Annotated in this window: 14 protein-coding genes and 1 pseudogene; 6 read left to right on the forward strand and 9 right to left on the reverse strand. The window is 72.6% G+C overall.

Annotated elements, in window-relative coordinates; all coding sequences use genetic code 11:
• Positions 1 to 37 precede the first annotated feature (37 nt).
• From ACWD1U_RS17915 to glpK, 3 genes and pseudogenes are all read left to right on the forward strand, one after another.
• A pseudogene (locus ACWD1U_RS17915) lies at positions 38 to 767 on the forward strand (diguanylate cyclase domain-containing protein); the annotation flags it as partial.
• A 672-nt stretch (positions 768 to 1,439) separates the two neighbouring features.
• Positions 1,440 to 2,237, forward strand: coding sequence for an MIP/aquaporin family protein (locus ACWD1U_RS17920; protein WP_451108521.1), 798 nt, complete (start codon positions 1,440 to 1,442; stop codon positions 2,235 to 2,237).
• A gap of 21 nt (positions 2,238 to 2,258) precedes the next feature.
• Positions 2,259 to 3,779: a glycerol kinase GlpK gene (glpK, locus tag ACWD1U_RS17925; RefSeq protein WP_451108523.1), complete on the forward strand. Its 1,521-nt coding sequence runs from the start codon at positions 2,259 to 2,261 to the stop codon at positions 3,777 to 3,779.
• 84 nt (positions 3,780 to 3,863) lie between these two features.
• Here the strand turns inward: glpK and ACWD1U_RS17930 are convergent, their stop codons facing one another.
• From ACWD1U_RS17930 to ACWD1U_RS17945, 4 genes are all read right to left on the reverse strand, one after another.
• A complete protein-coding gene (locus ACWD1U_RS17930) occupies positions 3,864 to 4,469 on the reverse strand; it encodes a GTP-binding protein (protein ID WP_451108525.1) in 606 nt (201 codons plus the stop codon).
• A gap of 301 nt (positions 4,470 to 4,770) precedes the next feature.
• The gene (locus tag ACWD1U_RS17935) at positions 4,771 to 5,166 is read right to left on the reverse strand and encodes a DUF742 domain-containing protein (protein ID WP_451108526.1); all 396 of its coding nucleotides are present in this window, start codon (positions 5,164 to 5,166) and stop codon (positions 4,771 to 4,773) included.
• Positions 5,167 to 5,175: 9 nt separating this feature from the next.
• Positions 5,176 to 5,610 (reverse strand): roadblock/LC7 domain-containing protein, encoded by a 435-nt coding sequence (locus tag ACWD1U_RS17940; protein ID WP_451108528.1) that lies wholly within the window; start codon positions 5,608 to 5,610, stop codon positions 5,176 to 5,178.
• Positions 5,607 to 8,582 (reverse strand): nitrate- and nitrite sensing domain-containing protein, encoded by a 2,976-nt coding sequence (locus tag ACWD1U_RS17945; RefSeq protein ID WP_451108530.1) that lies wholly within the window; start codon positions 8,580 to 8,582, stop codon positions 5,607 to 5,609. Before ACWD1U_RS17945 ends, ACWD1U_RS17940 begins: the two co-directional genes overlap by 4 nt.
• A 530-nt stretch (positions 8,583 to 9,112) precedes the next feature.
• On the opposite strand from ACWD1U_RS17945, the gene ACWD1U_RS17950 reads away from it, so the two are divergent.
• Positions 9,113 to 9,565, forward strand: coding sequence for a hypothetical protein (locus tag ACWD1U_RS17950; RefSeq protein WP_451108964.1), 453 nt, complete (start codon positions 9,113 to 9,115; stop codon positions 9,563 to 9,565).
• 405 nt (positions 9,566 to 9,970) lie between these two features.
• Here ACWD1U_RS17950 and ACWD1U_RS17955 read toward each other — a convergent pair whose 3' ends face one another.
• The 5 genes from ACWD1U_RS17955 to ACWD1U_RS17975 form a co-directional block, all read right to left on the reverse strand.
• On the reverse strand, positions 9,971 to 14,608 hold the full coding sequence (locus ACWD1U_RS17955; RefSeq protein WP_451108531.1) for a hypothetical protein: 4,638 nt from the start codon (positions 14,606 to 14,608) through the stop codon (positions 9,971 to 9,973).
• Positions 14,609 to 14,643: 35 nt separating this feature from the next.
• Positions 14,644 to 15,525 carry a hypothetical protein gene (locus ACWD1U_RS17960; protein WP_451108532.1) on the reverse strand — a complete coding sequence of 294 codons (882 nt, stop codon included), beginning with the start codon at positions 15,523 to 15,525 and terminating at the stop codon, positions 14,644 to 14,646.
• Positions 15,522 to 15,659, reverse strand: coding sequence for a hypothetical protein (locus ACWD1U_RS17965; protein WP_451108534.1), 138 nt, complete (start codon positions 15,657 to 15,659; stop codon positions 15,522 to 15,524). Before ACWD1U_RS17965 ends, ACWD1U_RS17960 begins: the two co-directional genes overlap by 4 nt.
• Positions 15,659 to 17,185, reverse strand: coding sequence for a hypothetical protein (locus ACWD1U_RS17970; protein WP_451108535.1), 1,527 nt, complete (start codon positions 17,183 to 17,185; stop codon positions 15,659 to 15,661). The genes ACWD1U_RS17965 and ACWD1U_RS17970 overlap by 1 nt, the downstream gene beginning before the upstream one ends.
• Before the next feature lie 130 nt (positions 17,186 to 17,315).
• The gene (locus ACWD1U_RS17975) at positions 17,316 to 18,011 is read right to left on the reverse strand and encodes a GntR family transcriptional regulator (protein WP_451108537.1); all 696 of its coding nucleotides are present in this window, start codon (positions 18,009 to 18,011) and stop codon (positions 17,316 to 17,318) included.
• Between the two features lie 171 nt (positions 18,012 to 18,182).
• Between ACWD1U_RS17975 and ACWD1U_RS17980 the strand changes: the two genes are divergently transcribed.
• Both ACWD1U_RS17980 and ACWD1U_RS17985 read left to right on the forward strand, forming a co-directional pair.
• Positions 18,183 to 19,484, forward strand: coding sequence for an MFS transporter (locus tag ACWD1U_RS17980; protein ID WP_451108538.1), 1,302 nt, complete (start codon positions 18,183 to 18,185; stop codon positions 19,482 to 19,484).
• A complete protein-coding gene (locus ACWD1U_RS17985; RefSeq protein WP_451108540.1) occupies positions 19,481 to 20,308 on the forward strand; it encodes a putative hydro-lyase in 828 nt (275 codons plus the stop codon). The genes ACWD1U_RS17980 and ACWD1U_RS17985 overlap by 4 nt, the downstream gene beginning before the upstream one ends.
• The last annotated feature ends 13 nt before the right edge of the window (positions 20,309 to 20,321 follow it).

Consider the following 20,321-nt stretch of genomic DNA (forward strand, 5'->3'; position numbering starts at 1 on the left):
GGCACCGGGCGCTCCGGGGACGGCTTCCGGCTGCTCGTACTCCGACCGGCCCGCGGCCGGGCTCGGTGGCGCGCCGCGGACGGTGAGGGGCGACGCCACCGCCTGGGAGGTGCTGGACGTGGTGGCGGTCGGCGGGCGGGATCGTACGTCGGACGACGTGGCCGTCGCGGACGAGCACGGGCGGAGCGTGTGGGTCGTACGGCTCGCGGGCCTCGAACGGGCGCCGGCCGAGACGCGGGCGGAGGAGGCGGCAGAGATCGATCCGCTGACGCGGTCGCCCGGCTCGGACGCGATCACCGGGGAGGTGGACCGGCGGATCGCGGCCGGGTGGCCGTTCGCCCTGAGCCGGCTGGACGTCGATCGCTTCAAGCAGGTCAACGACGGGGTCGGGTTCGCGGTGCGACGAACTGATCCGTGCGGTGGGGCGGGCGCTGCAGCAGGCCGGGGCGGACGGCGCGCGCGTCGGGCACGTCGGCGGGGACGACTTTCCGGTGCTCACCGATCCGGAGGGTCTCGGTCCGTTGGCCGCCTCGGTGCTGGACGCTCCCCGGTCGACCGGTGGCCGGCCGGTCACGCTGTCGCTCGCGACGGTGCTGTGCGCGCCGGGCAGGGTGGCGGATGACTGGCAGGCGGCGGCCCGCCCGGCACCGCTGAAGAAGGCCGCGAAGGCGTTGCGCGGGTTGCGCGGGGCGAGTTGGGTGCTGCGCCGGGCAGGCACGCCCGGGCGCGAGACCCGCCGGGGAGCCGCGTCGGAACCGGTACCGGCGGGCGGCCGAGAGGGGTGCGCAGGGTGCCTGGGCCGCCCTCGGGGGCGAGGGCCGGAGGCACCCGTCCCGCAGCTCAGGACCGTGCCCGAGCAGGGCCGCGACAGGCCCCGCACACGGCCAAGAGCCGTGCCGGACTCGTGCGGTTGAGAAACCGCCTGACCAGGTAGATCCTGGACACGAGTAAGCGAGGAGGTCAGGGTGCCGCTGGTCGGTCGCCGACGGCGGCGGTCCAGCGGAGGTCGGACGCCCCCCAGCCAGGCCTCGCGCGGCGCACCAAGGGCCGCGCGGAGCCACGAACAGATCTGAACAAGGACCCGACCGGGCGCCGCCACGGCCGTTCACCGGCCACCCGGCCCGGCAGGAGCCCGGCGGCCGTCACATGGCCGTCAACCGTTGCGGTCGGCGACCTTGACGCACTTCCAGTGCCGGTGAACACATCCGGATGTCAGTCGACATCGCCGTGCATACGCGGCGTATTCCGGCACTGCGCACGCGGAGCGCCTGCGCCAAGGCCCTTTCGCGAACGGGCGATTCGGCTGCGACGGCACCCTCATCACGGATGCCGGGCGGGGCACGGGATCTCCCTGCCTCCGGCTGAAGTAGCCATGGGTAACGCACCCTGCACGAGAGGTCTGGGGCAGTTCGTCCCCGGGCCCGGGCCTAGGAGCCGCCATGAGCAACGTAGACATCTTCGTCGGCGAGATCATCGGCACGGCGATCCTGATCCTGTTCGGCGCGGGCGTCTGCGCCGCCGTCACCCTGAGATTCTCGAAGGCCAGGGCGTCGGGCTGGATCGTCATTGCGTTCGGCTGGGGATTCGGTGTCCTGGCCGGCGCCTACACCGCCGCCCCGCTGTCGGGCGGCCACATCAACCCCGCCGTCACACTCGGCCTCGCCGTCGACACGGGCGTATGGGACAAGGTCTGGGTCTACCTGCTCGGGCAGATAGTGGGGGCGATGCTGGGCGCCGTCCTCGCGTACCTGGTCTACTTCGCCCAGTTCCGGGCCAACGTGCGGAAGACGGGCACCACTGAGGGCACGGAGGACGAGCCGGTGCCGACGCTCGGCATCTTCTCCACCATCCCTGAGATCAGGAACCCGGTCGCCAACCTGATGACGGAGATCCTCGCGACCATCGCCCTGGTACTGCCCATCCTCGCCCTGGTCGGCGACAACAGGGTCGTCAAAGGTGTCGGCATCGGGCCGATCCCGGGCGAGGGAGCCGGAATCTATGGCTCCGGCATCTCGATCCTGCTGGTGGCTCTGCTGGTCGTCGGCATCGGTCTCTCGCTCGGTGGGCCCACCGGTTACGCCATCAACCCGGCACGTGACCTCGGGCCGCGCATCGTGCACCAATTCCTCCCGATCCCGCACAAGGGAACGTCCGACTGGGGGTACTCCTGGGTCCCGGTGGTGGGGCCTGCGGTCGGCGGAATTCTCGCGGCCCTCATCTACAACGCAGCCTTCTGACCAAGCGATCAAGAGGTAGCCATGACGGACAACGCCGAGAAGTACGTCGCAGCGATCGACCAGGGCACCACATCGAGCCGCTGCATCGTCTTCGACCAGGACGGCGCGATCGTCGCCGTCGACCAGCGCGAGCACCGCCAGATCTTTCCCAAGCCGGGCTGGGTGGAGCACGACGCCACCGAGATCTGGTCCAAGGTGCAGGCGGTCGTGGCCGGGGCGCTCGCCAAGGCCGGTCTACGGGCCGACCAGCTGAGCGCCATGGGGATCACCAACCAGCGCGAGACGACCCTGCTGTGGGACCGCGTGACGGGCAAGCCGGTGCACAACGCCATCGTCTGGCAGGACACGCGGACGGCCTCGCTGTGCAACCAGCTGGGCGGCTCGGACGGGCAGGACCGTTTCCGCGAGCAGACGGGGCTGCCGCTGGCCACGTACTTCTCCGGGCCCAAGGCGGCCTGGCTGCTCGACAACGTGCCCGACCTCCGCGCACGCGCCGAGCGCGGGGAGATCGCCTTCGGCACGATGGACTCCTGGCTGATCTGGAACCTCACCGGCGGCACGGACGGCGGGCAGCACGTCACCGACGTGACCAACGCCGGGCGCACCATGCTGATGAACCTGGAGACCCTCCAGTGGGACCCCTCGATCCTCTCGGCGATGAACATCCCGGAGGCGATGCTGCCCGAGATCCGCTCCTCCGCGGAGACGTACGGCACCGCGGTCGGCCAGCTCGCCGGCGTGCCCGTGGCCTCCGCGCTGGGCGACCAGCAGGCCGCCGTGTTCGGGCAGGCCTGCTACGACGTGGGCACGGCCAAGAACACGTACGGCACGGGCAGCTTCCTGCTGCTCAACACGGGCAACCGCCCGGTGGCGTCGAAGAGCGGCCTGCTGACGACGATGGGGTACAAGATCGGCAGTGAGGCGCCGGTCTACTGCCTGGAGGGTGCGATCGCCATCACGGGCGCACTGGTCCAGTGGTTCCGCGACCAGCTCGGCATCATCCGTACCGCCGACGAGATCGAGCCCCTGGCGGCGAGCGTCGAGGACAACGGCGGCGCGTACATCGTGCCGGCGTTCTCCGGTCTGTTCGCACCCTACTGGCGTTCCGACGCGCGGGGTGTGGTCACCGGGCTGACCCGGTACGTCACGAAGGCGCACCTCGCTCGGGCGGTGCTGGAGGCGACGAGCTGGCAGACGCGCGAGGTCGTGGACGCCATGTACCAGGACTCCGGGGTGCAGATCACCACCCTCAAGGTCGACGGCGGCATGACGAAGAACAACCTGCTGATGCAGCACCAGGCGGACGTGCTCGACGTGCCGGTGGTGCGGCCCAAGGTCTCCGAGACGACCTGTCTGGGCGCCGCCTACGCGGCCGGTCTGGCCACCGGTGTGTGGAACGACCTGGACGAACTCAAGGCGCACTGGCAGAAGGACGTCGAGTGGACGCCGTCCATGGAGGCGTCGGTGCGGGACCGCGAGTACCACAACTGGCGCAAGGCCGTGGAGAAGAGCTTCGGCTGGGAGGAGGGCGACGAAGGCTAGCCACGCACGCGTGCAGCGTCGTTTCCGACTGCGGCCCGTACCCCGGTCACGGCGGGGGTGCGGGCCGTGCCCCGGCGGTCCGCGTCAGGTGGTCACCGTGGGGCGGCGGTCGGCCGCGTAGGCCATCGCGTGCTGGACGACGCCGATGAGTGCTTCCTTGACCGACTCGCGGTCGCGGGCGTCGCACATCAAGAGGGGGACGCCGTCGTCGAGGTCGAGGGCTTGGCGGACGTCCTGAAGCGGGTAACGCGGGGCTCCCTCGAAGCAGTTGACGCCGACGAGGAACGGTATCGAGCGCCGTTCGAAGTAGTCGACGGCGGCGAAGGAGTCCTCCAGGCGGCGGGTGTCGGCGAGGACGACGGCACCGAGCGCGCCCTCGGAGAGTTCGTCCCACATGAACCAGAACCGCTCCTGGCCGGGCGTGCCGAAGAGGTACAGCACCAGGTCCTCGCGGAGTGTGATGCGGCCGAAGTCCATGGCCACGGTCGTGGTGTGCTTGCCTTCCACGCCCCTGACGTCGTCCACCGGGCGCCCGGCCTCGGTGAGCAGTTCCTCGGTGCGCAGCGGTCTGATCTCGCTCACCGCGCCGACCAGCGTGGTCTTGCCCACGCCGAATCCGCCGGCCACCAGGATCTTGAGCGTGACGGGCTCGACCGGAGGCTTCCCGCGCTCAGAACGCCCGAAGATCATCGATCTCTTCTCCTGCATTGATGGGGGTCGGGCGACGGCGGGCCGTAGCCTCCGCCGCCCGGGTTTGCGATGACGAGCACGCCGCCGCCGTACCGGACCGGGAGTTCCCCGACGGCGTGCAGGCCGGTGCCGTCCGCGGGGGCGCTCAGGGCCTGGCGGACGGCGCGGGTGACGGTCGGCGGGGTGCGGACGTCCGTGGGCGGCCGGCCTGCCGGGTGTCGTGCGACGACATCGGTGAAGGTGGCGCCTCGGTCGATCCGGAACCGCCGGCCAGTCACCTCAGCACCCGCTTCCGCGCTGCTCACAGGGCCCGGAGGCCGTTGATCACGTCGCGCAGGATACTCTCGTCCGGCAGCTCGGCCGGGGGCACGGGCCGGTTCACGTGGACGAACTCCGCGTCCACGAGATCTCCGACGAGGACCCGTACCACCCCGATCGGCAGGTCGAGTTCCGCTGCGAGTTCGGCGACCGACTGCGGGACGTCACGGCACAGTTCGACGATGTCCACATGCTCCGGGGAGAGCATGTGGTCCGCTTCCGGATCGTCCGCGTGCGGTTCCGCGACCACGACCGCGATCAGGTCCAGGCGGTGCTGGCCCTGGCTGCTGGTGCGGCCGCGGGTCATGGCGTACGGGCGGACGACCGGTCCGGCCTCGTCGTCGTACCAGTGGCTTCTTCCCTGACCGTCAGCGCTCATGTCATCCCACTACCCGCCTGCGGGCAGATCGGTGCGCGGAGCGGCGCCCAGATGCACACCCACCCGCTTGACGAGCAGCGTCATCTCGTAGGCGACCTGGCCGACGTCCGAGTCGGCGTCCGAGAGAACAGCGAGGCAGCTGCCGTCGCCGGCGGCGGTCACGAACAGGAAGGCGTCGTCGAGTTCGACGACGGTCTGGCGGACGTTGCCGGCCTCGAAGTGGCGTCCCACACCCTTGGCGAGGCTGTGGAACCCGGAGGCCACGGCAGCGAGGTGCTCGCTGTCCTCTCTGGTCAGGTCCTTGGACAGCCCGGTCGGCAATCCGTCGCCGGAGAGCACGAGGGCCTTGCGGATGCTCGCGACGCGGGCCACCAGATCGTCGAGGAGCCAGTTCAGCTCCCCCTTGTTGGTAGCGGTGTGGCCGGTCGCCTTCGGTGCGGTCATCGACCGTCCCCCTCTGTCGTTCCTTGTGATGCTGTGCCGCTGTGGGCCGAATCGCCCGCGGCGTTCTCCTCACGGCCGCGCTGCCAGCCGCGCTGGAGCGAGGCCATGCGGCTGCGTACTTCCTCCGCGTCGCGTTCGACGGGCTCGGACCTGTCCTGCGCGCGGGGCTCGGTGCTCCGCTTGAGCTGCGGGGCCAGGTTGGCCTGCCGGACACGGCGGGGCAGGGGCGTGGTGCCGGAGCCGTCGCCCGGCCGTGCGGTTGCGGGAGCCGAGGCTGTCTCCTGGGGTACGCCGGACCCGGGGTGTGCGGGTCCGCCTGTGTTCCCCGGCGTGGCGCCGGGGCGGAGGTCGGATGCGTCCGCGCCGCTCGATGCGATCTCCGCGCGGCGGGTCCGCCTGGGGAGAGCGGACGTTTCGGCCCGGTCGCCGACGGGCGGGGCCGGGGATGCGGTGGGGTCCTCGCTGCGGCCTGCCGCACCGGTGCCCCGGCGAGTGGAATCAGTCCCCCGGCGGCGGGCCGGCAGGGGCGGCGGCGCGTCCGGCAGGGCCTCGCCGCTCCGGCGACGTGACGGGAGTGCGGAGGTGACCCCCGAGTCGGTTCGGCCGGTGCTCGTGGTGGTCTCGTCGTCGGTCCTGCCGCGCCTGGGGCGCTGGTCGGTGACCGGGCGGCCGTGGGAGCTGACCAGTTTCGGGGTGTGGCGGCGGGCCAGCGGGACAGGGGCGCTCGGCTCGTCGTCGCCGTCGGCGCGTTCGCGTGCGCTGCCGGCGTCGGCGGTCTGCCGGTGCGGATCGGGGTGACGGCCGGCCGTGTCGTCCTCGGACCGGACGAGGGAGTGGCGGCGGGGGCGGAACAGGCCGCCGTGCTCGCTGTCCTGGTCCTCTAGGGCGCCGGGGAAGTCGCCCGCGGCGTCCAGGTCGACGGGGGCCTCCAGCTCGATCGGTCCGTCCAGGAGGGAGCCGGGCAGGCCGTGCCGTTGCGCGGGCGCCTGGGACAGCGCGGCGCGGCGGGCGTCCTGCGGCTCGCTGTCCGGGGCGAGCTGGGGGCGGTCGAGCCGGAACCCGAGGCCGTTGGTGTCCGGGACGTCGTCCGTCAGCAGCGCGTCGGGGATGAAGACGACAGCGGTGGTGCCGCCGTACGGGGAGGGCTGCAGGGAGACGCGGACGTTCTGACGCTGGGCGAGACGGCTGACGACGAACAGGCCGAGCCGGTCGGTGTCGGACAGCTCGAACTCGGGTGTCTCGGCGAGCCGGAGGTTGGCGTCCAGCAGCGCTTCGGCGGCCATGCCCAGACCCCGGTCGTGGATCTCCAGGGTGAAGCCGTTGGCGACCCGCTCGCCCAGGACCTGCACGGCGGTGTGCGGCGGGGAGAAGACCGTGGCGTTCTCCAGGAGTTCGGCCACGAGATGCGTGAGGTCGGCGACGGCCGGGCCGGTGACGGCGATTCGCGGAAGGCGGCGGACCTCGATGCGCTCGTAGTCCTCGACCTCGGCGACGGCGGCGCGTACGACGTCCATGAGCTGGACCGGCTTGCGCCACTGGCGGGAGGGTGCGGCGCCGGAGAGGATCACGAGGCCCTCGGCGTGCCGGCGCATACGGGTCGTCAGGTGGTCGAGGCGGAACAGGTCGGCGAGTTCCTCGGTGTCCTCGGTCCGGCGCTCCATCGCGTCGAGCAGGGTGAGCTGCTTGTGGAGCAGGACCTGGCTGCGGCGTGCGAGGTTGACGAAGACCTCGGAGACACCGGCGCGCAGTTCGGCCTGTTTGACGGCGGCTTCGACGGCGGCGCGCTGGAGGGTGTTGAGGGCCTGGCCCACCTCGCCCATCTCGTTCTTGTCGTACTCCAGGCGCGGGACCTCGGTCTCGACGTCGACCTGCTCGCCCGCGGAGAGGCGGCGCATCACGCTGGGCAGCCGTACTCCGGAGGCCTCGTGGGCCTCCAGGCGCAGTTGTCGCAGATCGCGGATGAGGGTGCGGCCCACGCGGACGGAGAGGAAGAGGGAGAGCAGGAGCGCGATCAGGCCGAGTGCGCCGGCGATGACCGCCTTGGCGATGACGCCCACGGCCACGGGGTGGACGCGGTCCTGGTAGCGGTCGTTGGCCTGGTCGTCGAGGGTGCCGAGTTCGTCGAGCACGTTGCCGGCGGCGCTGTCCCAGCTCTTCGCGGTGACGCCGCGGGGTGTTCCCGTCCCGGAGTCGAGGGCCGCTTCCTCGGCCACGCGCAGTGGAGCGGAGGAGGCGCTCTTCCAGAAGCTCTCGTAGCGGTCGCGTTCCGCGACGGGCAACTGCTGGAGGCTGACGTCGTACATCAGGGTGCGCTGGGCCACGAGGTCGGAGATCTCGCGCTCTTCGGAGCGGGAGATCCTGCCGACGATCAGGGCGGAGCCGAGGAGGGCGTCCTCGCGGGAGAGAAGTTCGCGGGCGCGGGCGAGGTTGACCAGCGCGCGGTACTCCTTGTCCAGTTCGATGTTGTCGACCACGTGCAGGTTGGTGAGGAGGACGTAGCACGGGTCGACCAGCCGGTTGTAGAGGTCGAGGGCCTGGGAGCGGTTGACGGTGCCGTCCTCGACGCTGCGGCGCAGCGACTCGATGCCTTCGAAGGCGTCCAGGACCGCGGTCAGCTGCTCGTCGGTGTCCCGGCCCATCGCGTCGCGCACGTCCGGGTTCCGGGCGTTGTCGCGGATGCCGGCGACGGCCTCGTCGGTGGCGGTGCGGCTGCGGCGCAGCGCGGCCAGGCCGTCGGAGGCGCGGGGGTCGGCGAGGTAGACGAGGGTCTGGCGGCGTTCCTCCTGCAGAACACGGACGGTGTCCTCCATCGGATAGCCGATCTTCTCCACCACGGTCGACACGTTGAACAGGCCGCCCGCCTCACGCCCCGTGAGCACCGTGGCGAAGGCCCAGATCGCCGTCAGGGACACCAGCGGCACGAGAAGCAGCGCCACGATCTTCCGGCGGATGGACTTCCCGCGAAAGCGCATGGCCTCCCCCAGCTCGGGCCCCCGGGGCTACCGGGGGTACACATGTGCGTCAACAAACGGCGCGAGCCTACTACCGACGCCGGGGGAACTCGAAGCCAGCCCGGAGTCTGAAGTTCCGCACCGGCCACGAGGCATGGTGAGTTGTCCGGGCATTGCGGGAGTTGTCTCCCCGAAACCGATGGCGGTCGTGTGAGCCAATCGCCGTGGCCGACCAGGGCGGTTGGCTGAAACTTTTCGTTTCGGGGAATCTTCGTGAGCAGTTGTTCGTCCTTCCCTACGGGAGATGGGGGCGGAACGGACCACAGGAGCCGCATCCCGCACCCGGGCGGCGTAAAACAGCGCAAGCCGGGCAGCCACTGGAAAGCACGGGTCTTCGGATACGAACGAGCGGTCTGCCGGCGGTGGGGAGTGACACGGTGATGGGCACGGCGGAGCGGCGCGAAGCGCCCAAGGCTGGTGGGACGCAGGTGAGGGGACATCGGAACCCGGGGGTGACCGATCGCGACGATCCGGTCGGCGAATCGGGGACCATGACGCTCGGAGCGGGGGCCCTGGCTCCGGAAGGGGACCGTGACATACGCGGGCAGCAGTACTACCGGCCCCTGTGGGTCGAGGAGCCGGCGCGGCGGCGCCGGTTGCCGGATCCGGTCCGGACGGCGGCCGTGCGGGCGGTCCTCCTCATAGCCGTGACGCTGATTCAGGCCATGGTGGCGTCCCTGTGCACAATGGCCGGGTCATGGCTGGCGTTCCCCATGGTGATCAGCAGCGTGGTCAGCACGATCGCGGCCACCTGGGGGGCGCTCGACGTGTGGGTGACGCGCCAGGTCTGGAACCAGCGCAACGGCGTGGTGTCGGTGCCGAGCAGCACGGCGCGGGCTCTGCGCCGCGAGCGGCGCCGCGCCCGGCGGCAGGCACGCGCCACCGAGCGGGCGCAGGAGCGGATACGCCGGCGGGGCGGGGCCGGGCAGTTGTCGCATTCGTGAAGTGCGGCGGACGGCAGAGGTTCTGACGAGGCGGCTGCTACCGGGAGTCAGGGCCCCGGCCGGTGTCCCGGCCGGCACCCCTCACCGTGCGGCGGACTGCACCCGCTCCTCCCCGCACCCGCCGCGCGAGTTCGCTCTCTCGCCCGCATGAAGGGCCGCGGGCGGTCCACGGCGAGCACCGCGGCCGTACGGCCCTCCCGGACGTACCGGGCGGGGAAGCCGCCCTCGGCCGGTGCGCCGTCGGAAAGTTCGCCCTCGGTGACGAGGACGGGGTCGCCGTCCCTGCGGCGGTCGGCGAACTGGATGCGGGCGCCGCACCGGCCGGACCAGGCCGACTCGCGCGGCGAGGAGTCCCGGACCCCGACCCGGAACGCGCGCGCGCGATCACTGGAGGAGGACGCCCGATCAACCGGTGGTCGGCGCAGGGCGTTTGAACATCCTGGTCGCCGTGATCTCGCTGTGGACCGCCTCTCCCGCCTGGGGCTGCTGCGGCAAGCCCGGACGGAGGTGTTCCTCGACGCTGATGTACTTGAGGCCGGCCCTCAGGTCGGCGTCGTTGCGCATCCGGATGACCAGGGGGAACTCGGCCAGCGCTGTGGTGTCGAACAGGCCCGTGGTGTACAGGAGCTGAACGCCCAGGGCGTCCGACACCGCCCGCTGGAGTTCCAGCAGGTACGTGGCGTTGGCGCGGCCGATGGGGTTGTCGAGGAACAGGGTGCCGGCGTGCCGGTGCTTGTCCCGGCCGCGGTCGTTCGAGCGCAACGCGGCCATCGTGCAGTACAGGGCGATGGCGGCGGTGAGGAGCTGGCCGCCGGAGAAGACGTCGCCCATCTGCCCGACGGGCACGCGCTCGGCGCGCAGCACCGCGTCCGGCTTGAGGATCTCGACGGCGACACCCTTGGGCTGCAACGCCGCCGCGACGCCCCGCAGCAGCAGGGACATGCCGTCCCGCCTCAGGTCGGAGTTCTTCTTGACGGCGGCGCGGGTCGCCTCGTCGATGACGTCGCCGAGCCGTTCGGTGAGCGTGGCCTGGTCGGGTTCCTCGAAACGGATGCGGAGGAACTCCTGCCCGGACCACTCCCCGAGGCCTTCGGGAAGGCGGGAGAGCCGCTGGGCGGAGCGCAGGGTGGCCAGGGCAGACTCGACCAGGCCGCGCAGCCGGTCCACGATCGAGTCGCGGTTGCGCTCCAGCTGCGCCAGCTCGTCGGTGAGGACCCGCAGCCGGGGCGCGAAGGCGTCCGCCCACTTCTGGGCGTGCTCCGGCAGCGCGGAGGCGGGAAGTTCGCGGATCTGCTGCCGGGCCGGGGTGCGGACCTGCTCGTAGCGCGTGGAGTTGGCATGCCGGACGAGGATGTCACTGGCCTCGCGGACGGCGGCCTCCGCGGCGGACAGGTCGGCGGCGCAGCCGCGCAGCGAGCGGCGGGCCTCGGCCGCGGCCCGCCGGGCCTCCTCCGGGCTGCCGGGGTACGGCTCCGTCTCCTCCTGCTCCTCCTCGGCGCTGTGTTCGCGCAGCAGGTCACGGAGCATGGCGGCGATCTCGTCGAAGCCGCTCGCCGCGTCCTCGGCGGCGCGGTGGGCGTCGAGGAGTTCGGTGTGCGCCTCGCGGGCCTGGTCCAGTGCCTCGGTGCGGGAGGCGAGTTCGGCGGTGGCGGTGCGCAGCAGGGCCTGCGCGTGCTCGGCGTCGCGCGGCTGGAGGTCCTCGGGGAGGTCGGTGTGGGCCTCGCCGTCCTCGGGCGCGAGCCGTTCGGCCTCGCCGCGCAGGCGCCCGAGCTGCTCGCTCGCGGTCGACATGCGGGTCTCCAGGAGCTGCACCAGCTCCTCGGCGCGGGCGGCGGCGGCCTGACGGCTGGGCCCGTCGGAGCCGTCGGGTGATTCGAGGAGCTGCCCGGCCCGCGTACGGACCTTGTTGCTCAGCCGGTCCAGCTCCGCGCGGGCCGCGCTCTCGTCGCTCTCCGCACGGGCCTGCTCGGCCCGCAGGTCGGCACCCACGCCGACCTTCTCGTACACCTGGGACGCTGCCCGGTAGGCCTCGCGCAGCGCGGGCAGGGAGGCCTTCGGGGTCTGGGCGTCGTCCTCCGGTACGTCGTCAGGGGCGCCCGCGATCTCGGAGCGCTCGGCGCGCAGGGCGCGGGCGGTGCGGCGGGCGTCGTCGGCGGCGCGCTGGGCGCCGCGCCGGTCCTCGTCGGCGGCCCTGGCCCGCTCCAGACAGGCTTGGGCACCCGCCTCCGACTCGGCCGCCTCGTCGGCCAGTTCGCGCAGCTTGACCTGCCAGCCGGCCCGCTCGCGCAGCCGGAAGGCGAGCCCGGCGAGGGCGTCGGCGGAGCGGCGGGCCCTCTGGGCGGCCTCCTGACGTTCGTCCCGGAGACGGGCCGCCTCGGCGGCGGCCTCGTCGGCCTCGGCCCGCACGGTGCGCGCCTCGGCCAGTTCCGCCTCCGACTCCTCGGCGAACGCCCGGGTGTCGTGCGCCGCCCGGGCCAGTTCGGCCAGTCGCCCGGCCGGGCAGCCGGTGCGCCAGGAGGCGAGCCGGGCGGCCAGCTCCCGGTCCTTGCCGAGCCGGGCGGCGAGCGCGCGGATCTCCTCGTCGCGCTCGGCCGCCCGGGCGCGCAGGGTCTGCCGTTCCTCGTCGGCGGCGTGCTCGTCGTGCATGGCCGGGTTCGGCGGCACGAGGAACACGTCGCCGCTGTCGGTGTCCGGAGCGGGGGTCGGGGCGAGCAGGGCGGCGGCGGTGCCGACCGCCACGGCGGAACGAGGCAGCAGTGCCGCGTCGCCCAGCGCCTCCCGGGCGCGTGCGTGGGAGTCCGGGTCGGTGATGATCACGCCGTCGACGAGTTCGGGCCGGGCGGCCAGCACGCGCGCGTGGTCGGCCGGGTCGACGGCCTGTGCGAGGTAGCGCCAGCCGGGCAGCGCGGGGATGCCGTGCTCGCCGAGGAACTCGACCGTGGCCAGCACGTCCGGGCCGGGCGGCAACAGCCCGCCGTCACCGAGTGCGCCGAGGATGCGGGAGTCGTCGGCGGCGGCCGTACGCAGTTCGAACAGCTGCCGCTCGGCCGAGGTGACGGCGTCGTCGAGCAGTTCGCGCAGGTCGTCGGCGAAGCGGTCGAGTTCCTCGGGGCTGAGCCCCCGCTCTGCGGAGGTGGCGGGGGCGGTCGGCTCGCTGTCCGTGCCGTGGCGGGGCCGCGGGATGCCCGGGGGGGTCTCGGGGGTCAGGCTGAGCAGTTCGGCCAGCCGCTCCTCCCCCGCCAACGCCTCGGCGGTGCGGCGCTCGGCCTCATGGGACCGCTCGGCCGCCGTCGCGGCGTCCGCCGCGCGGGCCGCGGTGAGTTCGGCGCGTGTCTCGGTGGCGGCGGCCTCGCGGGCGTGCTCCGTGGCCAGGCGGGACGCCTCGCGGGCCGAGTCCCAGGCCGCCACGGCGGTCTTCTCGGCGTCGCTGGCGGCGAGGGCCGCGCGGGCCGGGTCGGCGTCCGGCGCGCTGTCGTCGAGCCAGCCGGCCCGGACCGCCTCGGCGGTCTCCTGCTCGACCTCGGCGAGGCGCTGTTTGAGGTGCCCGATCTCACTGCGGGCCCGCTGCGCCTGCGTGGCGGCGGCGGTGGAGTCCCGGTAGGCGGCGTCGCTGACCTCCTGGAGGGCGGCGGACCGCTCCTCCTCCTCGTCGGCGAGACTCTCGGCACTCTCCGCCGCCGCGTGCAGGGCCCGTACGAGGTCGACGGCGGCCCTGGCCCGGGCGGCCAGCGCGGGGGCGGCGTCCCGCTCGGCCTCCCGGATCGCGGCGGATACGCGGGCGACGCGGTCGGAGGCGGCGCGGTGGCGCAGGACGGCCTCGGCGGCCTGCCATGCCGAGTACAGGGTGCGGGCGTCGGCGAGCTCGCGCTTTTGCGCGGCGGCGGACTTCTCGGCCGCGGCGAGGGCCAGCGAGGCGTGCCGGTAGGCGAGTTCGGCGGAGATCAGCGCGCTGCGCTCGCGGGCCGCCTCGGCGTGCGTGACGGCGTGGGCGGCGGCGGTGACCCGCTGGGCCAGGTCGGCGGCCCGGGCCCGCTCCCGCACGCCGCGGGCGGACAGCCTGCGGGCCAGGGTCCGGGTACGGCGCTCGGCTCCGGTGTGGATGTCACGCGCGCGTGAGCGGGCCTCGGCGGCCTCGACGATCCGCCCGAGGAGGTCGACCGACCCGGCGGTGAAGTCGCGTTCGGCGATCAGCTCGGCGCGCCGGCCCAGCTTGTTGCCGAATCCGCTCACCAGGTCGGCCAGCCCGTCGGTGTCGCGGGTGTCGGTGACGGCACGCAGCAGCAGGTCGGTGAAGTCGGCGTCCTTCTTGACCGCGAAGAGACCGGCGGCCTCGCCTTCGTCGGCGTTCATCTCCCGCTGGTAGCGGAAGAGTTCGGGGTCCAGGCCGAGATCGCCCAGGTGCTCGATCCAGCGGTCGTGGATCTCCTCCCAGTGCACTTCCAGATGCGGGTACGTCTTGCCCGCCTCGGTGAGGGCGTCGCGGAAGCCCTTCATGGTGCGACGCCGCCCGCGCGCGCCGGACTGGCCTTCGACCGGGGCCCGTACGGCGGTGGACTCGGCGACGGGCAGGTTGTCGAGGCTCAGTCCCGGCCCGGGCCGGAACGAGTACCAGGCCTCGGCGAACTTCCGCGGGTCGTTGGATACCTGCCGTCCGCGCCACTCGCTGACCTTGCCGACGACGACGCACTCACCGGTCAGCACGTGCTGCCACTCCAGCGCGACGTGCCCGCAGTCGTCGGCGAGCAGGAACTTGCGCAGCACGCCGGAGCTGGCGCCGCCGAGGGTGTTCCGGTGTCCCGGCAGCATCACGGAGAAGATCAGCTTGAGCAGCACCGACTTGCCGCCGCCGTTCTCCAGGAACAGCACCCCGGCGGGCGCGGGCCGGCGCGGCGGGCCGACGGGCTCCTCCTCGAAGAACTCCGCCTGCGTGGGCGCGGGGTCGGGCACGATCTCACCGACGCCCCGCAGGTCAAGCACGGTGTCGGCGTAGCGCGCACCGGCGGGCCCGATGGAGTAGAGGCGGACCCGGGACAGCTCGTACATGGCGGACTCTCGTAAGTCTTCGTGAGGTGGGGGGTTCAGGAGGAGTGGAAGGGCAGCCCGGCGTCGGCGACCAGCTCCAGGTCGTCGCTCTCCTCGGGGGGCAGCAGCGTCGGCGTGCCGTCGGTGACCGGGACGACGCCCAGCTCCAGCAGCTCGGCCATCGCGGCGCTGCCCGCCATGTCGCGGACCTGGAGCTGGTAGCGGGCGGTGGTGCGGTAGGTGCCGCCGTTGTCGTCGCCGGTGCGCTGGAGGAATCCGGAGTCGGTGAGGAACGCGACGGCCTTGGCGACGATGCCGGTGGTCGAGCCGGCGAGGCGGCGCGCGTCCTTGGTGGCGCCGGTCGAGCTGCGCCGCACCCAGATCCGCCAGGCGGCCTCGAGGCCGGGCGCGTCGGTGGCCGGGTCGGTGTTCTCGCCCTGTTCGGCGGCGCGTTCTTCCAGCCGTCGGCAGGCCTGGCGTACGAAGGCGTCGACGCCGTTGACCGTGACCCGGCCGATGTAGCCGTCGTCGGCGAGGTCCTCGGGTCGCGGGAACGCCATGGCGGCGACGGCGAGATGGGCGAGCCCGTGCAGGAACCGGTCGCCGCCGTCGGCGGACGTACGACGCGCGTAGTCGCCCATGCGGACGGCGAACACCGAGTCCTCGGCGGCGGTCACGGCCATGCCCGCGCGCGGGGACACCTCCAGCACGATCAGTCCCAGCCCGGTCGCCACGGCGTCGGCGAGCCGTGCGAACGGCGGGTCCTCCCGGTACCGCCGCAGCAGGTCCGTGTACTCCTGGTCACGGGCGGGCTGCAGCTTGGGCTGGAGACCGAAGGAGACGAGCCGAGCCGCGTCGGCGGCGTCGGCGGGAGTGACGGCTGCGGTGGCCGTGGGGGCCGGGCCTTCCGGCTCACTCCACTCGACGTGCTCGGTCACGACTCGAACTCCTTGATCTCCAGGACGGACGGAAGGGCATCGCCCTCGGGGGCGCGGGGCGATGACATGTGCGGCTGCTCGGCGTGGGCGCGACCGGTCGCGGCGGGCCCGCGGCCGCCCACCGGCGAACGCATCACGCGGCCTCCGTCCGGTCCGCCGCCATCCCCGCCGCGTCCAGCAACGCCGTGCCGACGATGAGATCCGCTCCGCCGAACTCCGGGTCGTCCAGCTCCGTGCCGTCGTCCACGGCGAACAAGAGCTTCTGCTCTCCCTGCCGGTAAGCGGTGCCGACCGGCGGACTGGCCGCGTGCACCGCCAGCAGGGCCACCAGATACGGCAGCTCGGGATCCTGGCGGCGAGCCTCGGCCAGCAGCCCCGACAACCGCCGCGGCGCATCCGCCGGCAGGTCGAGCAACTCCTGCGCCGCCGCCATCTGCTCCTCGCTGAACCGGCTGTCGTCAGGCGTGGCGATGACGTCCGGCTCGGGCATCTCCGCGCCCAGATGCTCCCGCTCCACGGGCGGCGTCAGCAGTATGTCGACCAGGTCCCCGACCCGGACGGACACCGGCGTGCGCAACCCGGTGCCGCGCCCGAAGAAGGCGTCCGTGACCCGCACGGCCTGATTCAGCGGCAGCGGCAGAACGGGCGAGAGGAGATGCCCGTACAGGTCGATCCCCGCAGTCGTCATCGGCGTGGCGAAGGCCTGGCGGTCCTGCTCGGCGCGGAACAGCGGTCCGGCCTCGAGCAGCCGGGACTGCAACTGCGTGTGCCGCCGGATGCAGTCCTTGACGATGTCGACGAGCTCGGCCGTGCGGCGCTTGTGCTCCGGCTCCTCGGACTCGTCACGCGCCTTGCGGATGTTCGTGAGGATGGCGTTCTCGTGCCGGTAGCGGTCGGCCACGTGCTCCAGGGCCTCGGCGATCATGTCGGGCACGGTGGTGAGCCAGTCCACCGCGCGGACGTTGCGCCGGGTCGCGTCCAGGGCACGGCGCAGGGTCTCCGAGTACTGCACGGTCCGGTAGCGCGCCTGTTCGGCCGCGAGCTGGGCGTCGGCGAGCCGGCCGCGGCTGATCAGCACTTCCAGCTTGACCTCGGCGGCGATCTGCGCGCTGGTGACGTCCGTGTCGAGGGCGCCGACCAGGACGTTGACCGCCTCGTCCGTCGTGCGGAGGTAGACCGTGCCGCCGGGGCCGGGGACCTCCTCGATCAACTTGAAGTCGTAGTCGCGGCGCACATACGTGCCGTCCGCCCCGAAGGTGCCGTACACCGCGCGGAAGCCGCGGTCGACGCTGCCGACGTTGATCAGGTTCTCCAGGACCCAGCGCGCCACCCGCTCGTGCTCGGCGGCGGGGCGCTGCGGGGCCTGGGCGGCGATGCGCGGGATGAGGCGGGCGACGATCTGGCCGTGGTCCGCGCCCGTGTCGAAGTCCATGTTCAGGGTGACGAGGTCGATGGCCGCGAGGGCGATCTCCGCCATGCCGTACACCGAGTACTCGCCCGCGAGGTTGGCTTTGCGCGCGTCGAGGTCGTGCAGCGGCGCGGTGCAGGCGAGCGCGCGCAGCCGCCGCGCCAGGCCCTCGTCGGCGGCCGGCCCCGGTGCGGGGCGCGGCCCCGCGCTGAGCTGGGGCGGAACGCTGTCCGTCGATGCAGGCGAAGTCACGGTGCACAGACTAGGTCCTGGCTCTGACAACCACCCAAACGACGCGGTACGCCTCCCCGGCCGCCGCTCCCGGACCGCCGGCTTTCCAGCCGCCCGCTCCCCGACCGCCCGCTCCCCGACCGCCCGCTCCTCAGCCGTCCTCGCCGACCCGCCGCCGGTACACCTCGACCACGCGCTCCAGCGAGTCGTCGAGGTATCCGGCCAGCAGACCCTCGGCCTCCTGGCGATCGCCCGCCTGAAGGGCCCGGAGAATAGCCACATTTCGCGCCATGTACGGTTCGTGCAGGCGCTGTGGCTCGTCCACCACGTGGAACGCCAGCCGCAGTTCGGCGAAGACACTCCGCATCAGCTCGTCCGTACGCTCGCTCGCGGCCAGGGCGACCAGCTCCCGGTGGAAATGGATGTTGGCCGTACCCACACCCTTCCAGTCACCTTCCCGAGCCGCCCCGCGCCCCTCCTCCACGGCGGCGGCGAGCCCGTCGAGACCGTACGGCGGTTCACCCAGCCCCCGGACCACGGCGCACTCGACGAGTCGCCGGGTGCGGTATATGTCCTCGACGTCCTCCACCGTCAGGACCCGGACGAAGACCCCCCGGTTCAACTCGTGAACGAGCAGGCGTTCGTGCGTGAGCAGCCGGAACGCCTCGCGCAGGGTGTTGCGTGAGACGCCGAGCGAGCCGCCGATGCCGTCCTCCGACAGGCGGGTCCCGGGCGGGAAGTAGCCCTCGGCGATGCGGCTTCTGAGGATGTCCGCGACCCGTTCCGCGGTGCTGGTACGCCCCAGGAGGGCCCGGTCGTCCGCGAGGTCCTTCAGCTGCACTGCCATGCCCGAATTCAACCGCAGATCCCGAGAACGAACCAACATGGGTATTGAAGGATCGTTGAACGATCCCCTACGGTGCTGGACACGGCGTCGTCACCTCACCGCGGCGCCGACCGCTTCCGTACGGCCCGCCTCACCCGGAAGCACCCTCCCTCCTCCCTCTGCGAGGTGCGCATGAGCACGACTCCTCCGCCGCAGGCCCTGACCGACAACACGCACACCACCGCCGCCGAACGCGTCTCGGACGACGGGGCGCTTGGCTGGGTGCGCGCCCTGGGCCCGCGTGGCCGCCGCGCGTTCGCCGGGGCCTTCGGCGGCTACGCCCTGGACTCGTACGACTACTTCACGCTGCCGCTCGGCATGGTCGCGCTGTCGGCCTACTTCGGCCTGAACAGCGGCCAGACCGGCCTCTTCACCACGGTCACGCTGGTGGTCTCCGCGGTCGGCGGCGCCCTCGCGGGTGTCCTCGCGGACCGCATCGGCCGGGTGAAGGCACTGATGCTCACGGTCATCACCTACGCGGTGTTCACCGTCGCCTGCGGTTTCGCGCCCAACTACGAGACCCTGCTGGTCTTCCGTGCGCTCCAAGGGCTCGGTTTCGGCGGCGAGTGGGCGGTCGGCGCGATCCTGGTCGCCGAGTACGCGAGCGCCAAGCACCGAGGCCGTACGCTCGGCGCGATCCAGAGCTCCTGGGCGGTGGGCTGGGGCCTCGCCGCGATCGTCTACACCGTGGTCTTCTCGCTGGCCGGCGACGACCTGGCCTGGCGCATCATGTTCTGGACCGGGGCGCTGCCCGCGCTGCTCGTCATCTGGCTGCGGCGCAGTGTGCACGACGCGCCCGAGGCGACCGCGGCCCGCGAACAGAGCGCGGAGAAGGGCTCGTTCAAGGCCATCTTCAAGCCCGGCCTGCTGCGGATCACGCTCTTCGCCGGACTGCTGTCGACCGGTGTCCAGGGCGGCTACTACACACTGGCCACGTGGGTGCCGACGTATCTGAAGTCCGAGCGCGACCTGTCGGTCGTCGGCACCGGCGGCTACCTCACGTTCCTCATCTCGGGGGCCTTCATCGGCTACCTGACCGGCGGCTACCTCACCGACAAGCTGGGCCGGCGGCGCAACATCTGGCTCTTCGCGCTGCTGTCGGCGATCTGCATCCTGGCGTACGCGAACATCCCGAGCGGCGCCAACACCCTGCTCCTGGTGCTCGGTTTCCCGCTCGGGTTCTGCATGTCGGCGATCTTCAGCGGCTTCGGCTCGTACCTGAGCGAGCTGTACCCGACGGCGGTGCGCGGCACGGGGCAGGGCTTCACGTACAACACCGGGCGCGCGGTGGGTGCCGTGTTCCCGACGACGGTCGGTTTCCTGGCGGACAGCTGGGGCGTGGGCGGCGCGCTGGTCTTCGGCGCGATCGGCTACGGCATCGCGGCACTGGCGCTGCTCGGACTGCCCGAGACGCGCGGGAAGGAGCTCACGTGAACCGCACGAGCACCGAGGACCGCTCCCTGGTCCTCGTCGACGAGGGCGCTCGCGCGTGGAGCGCGGCATCGGCCCGGGCGCGCTTCCGGGAGGGGCTGACGGGCTCCACGGCCGGGATCGCGGCAGGCCACACCCAGGTCAACCTGATCTCGGTGCCCGCCGACTGGGCCTACGACATGCTGCTGTTCTGCCAGCGCAACCCCAAGCCCTGCCCGGTCCTCGACGTGACGGACGCCGGGTCCTGGACGACCGTGCTCGCGGACGGCGCGGACCTGCGCACCGACCTGCCGCGCTACCGGGTGTGGCGGGACGGCGAGCTGGTGGACGAGCCGACGGACGTGCGCGCGTACTGGCGGGACGACCTGGTGTCGTTCCTGATCGGGTGCAGCTTCACCTTCGAGTGGGCGCTGGGCGAGGCGGGTGTGCCGATCCGCCACATCGAGCAGGGCCGCAACGTCCCGATGTACGTGACGAGCCGGCAGTGCCGCCCGGCGGGGCGGCTGCACGGGCCTGTGGTGGTGTCGATGCGGCCGGTGCCGCCCCGGCACCTGGCGGCGGCGATCCGGGAGAGCGGTCTGCTGCCGGCAGTGCACGGCAGCCCCGTGCACTGCGGTGATCCCTCGGGGCTCGGCATCGCCGACCTCGGCCGCCCCGACTTCGGCGATCCGGTGGACGCCGAACCGGACGACATCCCGGTGTTCTGGGCCTGCGGGGTGACCCCGCAGGCGGCCGTCATGGCCTCGCGCCCGCCGTTCGCCCTCACCCACGCCCCGGGGCAGATGTTCGTCACCGACGCCCGCGACGAGCAGTACCGCGTGGCCTGACAGGAGAGACTGG

It is taken from the genome of Streptomyces sp. NPDC002788, assembly GCF_053592115.1.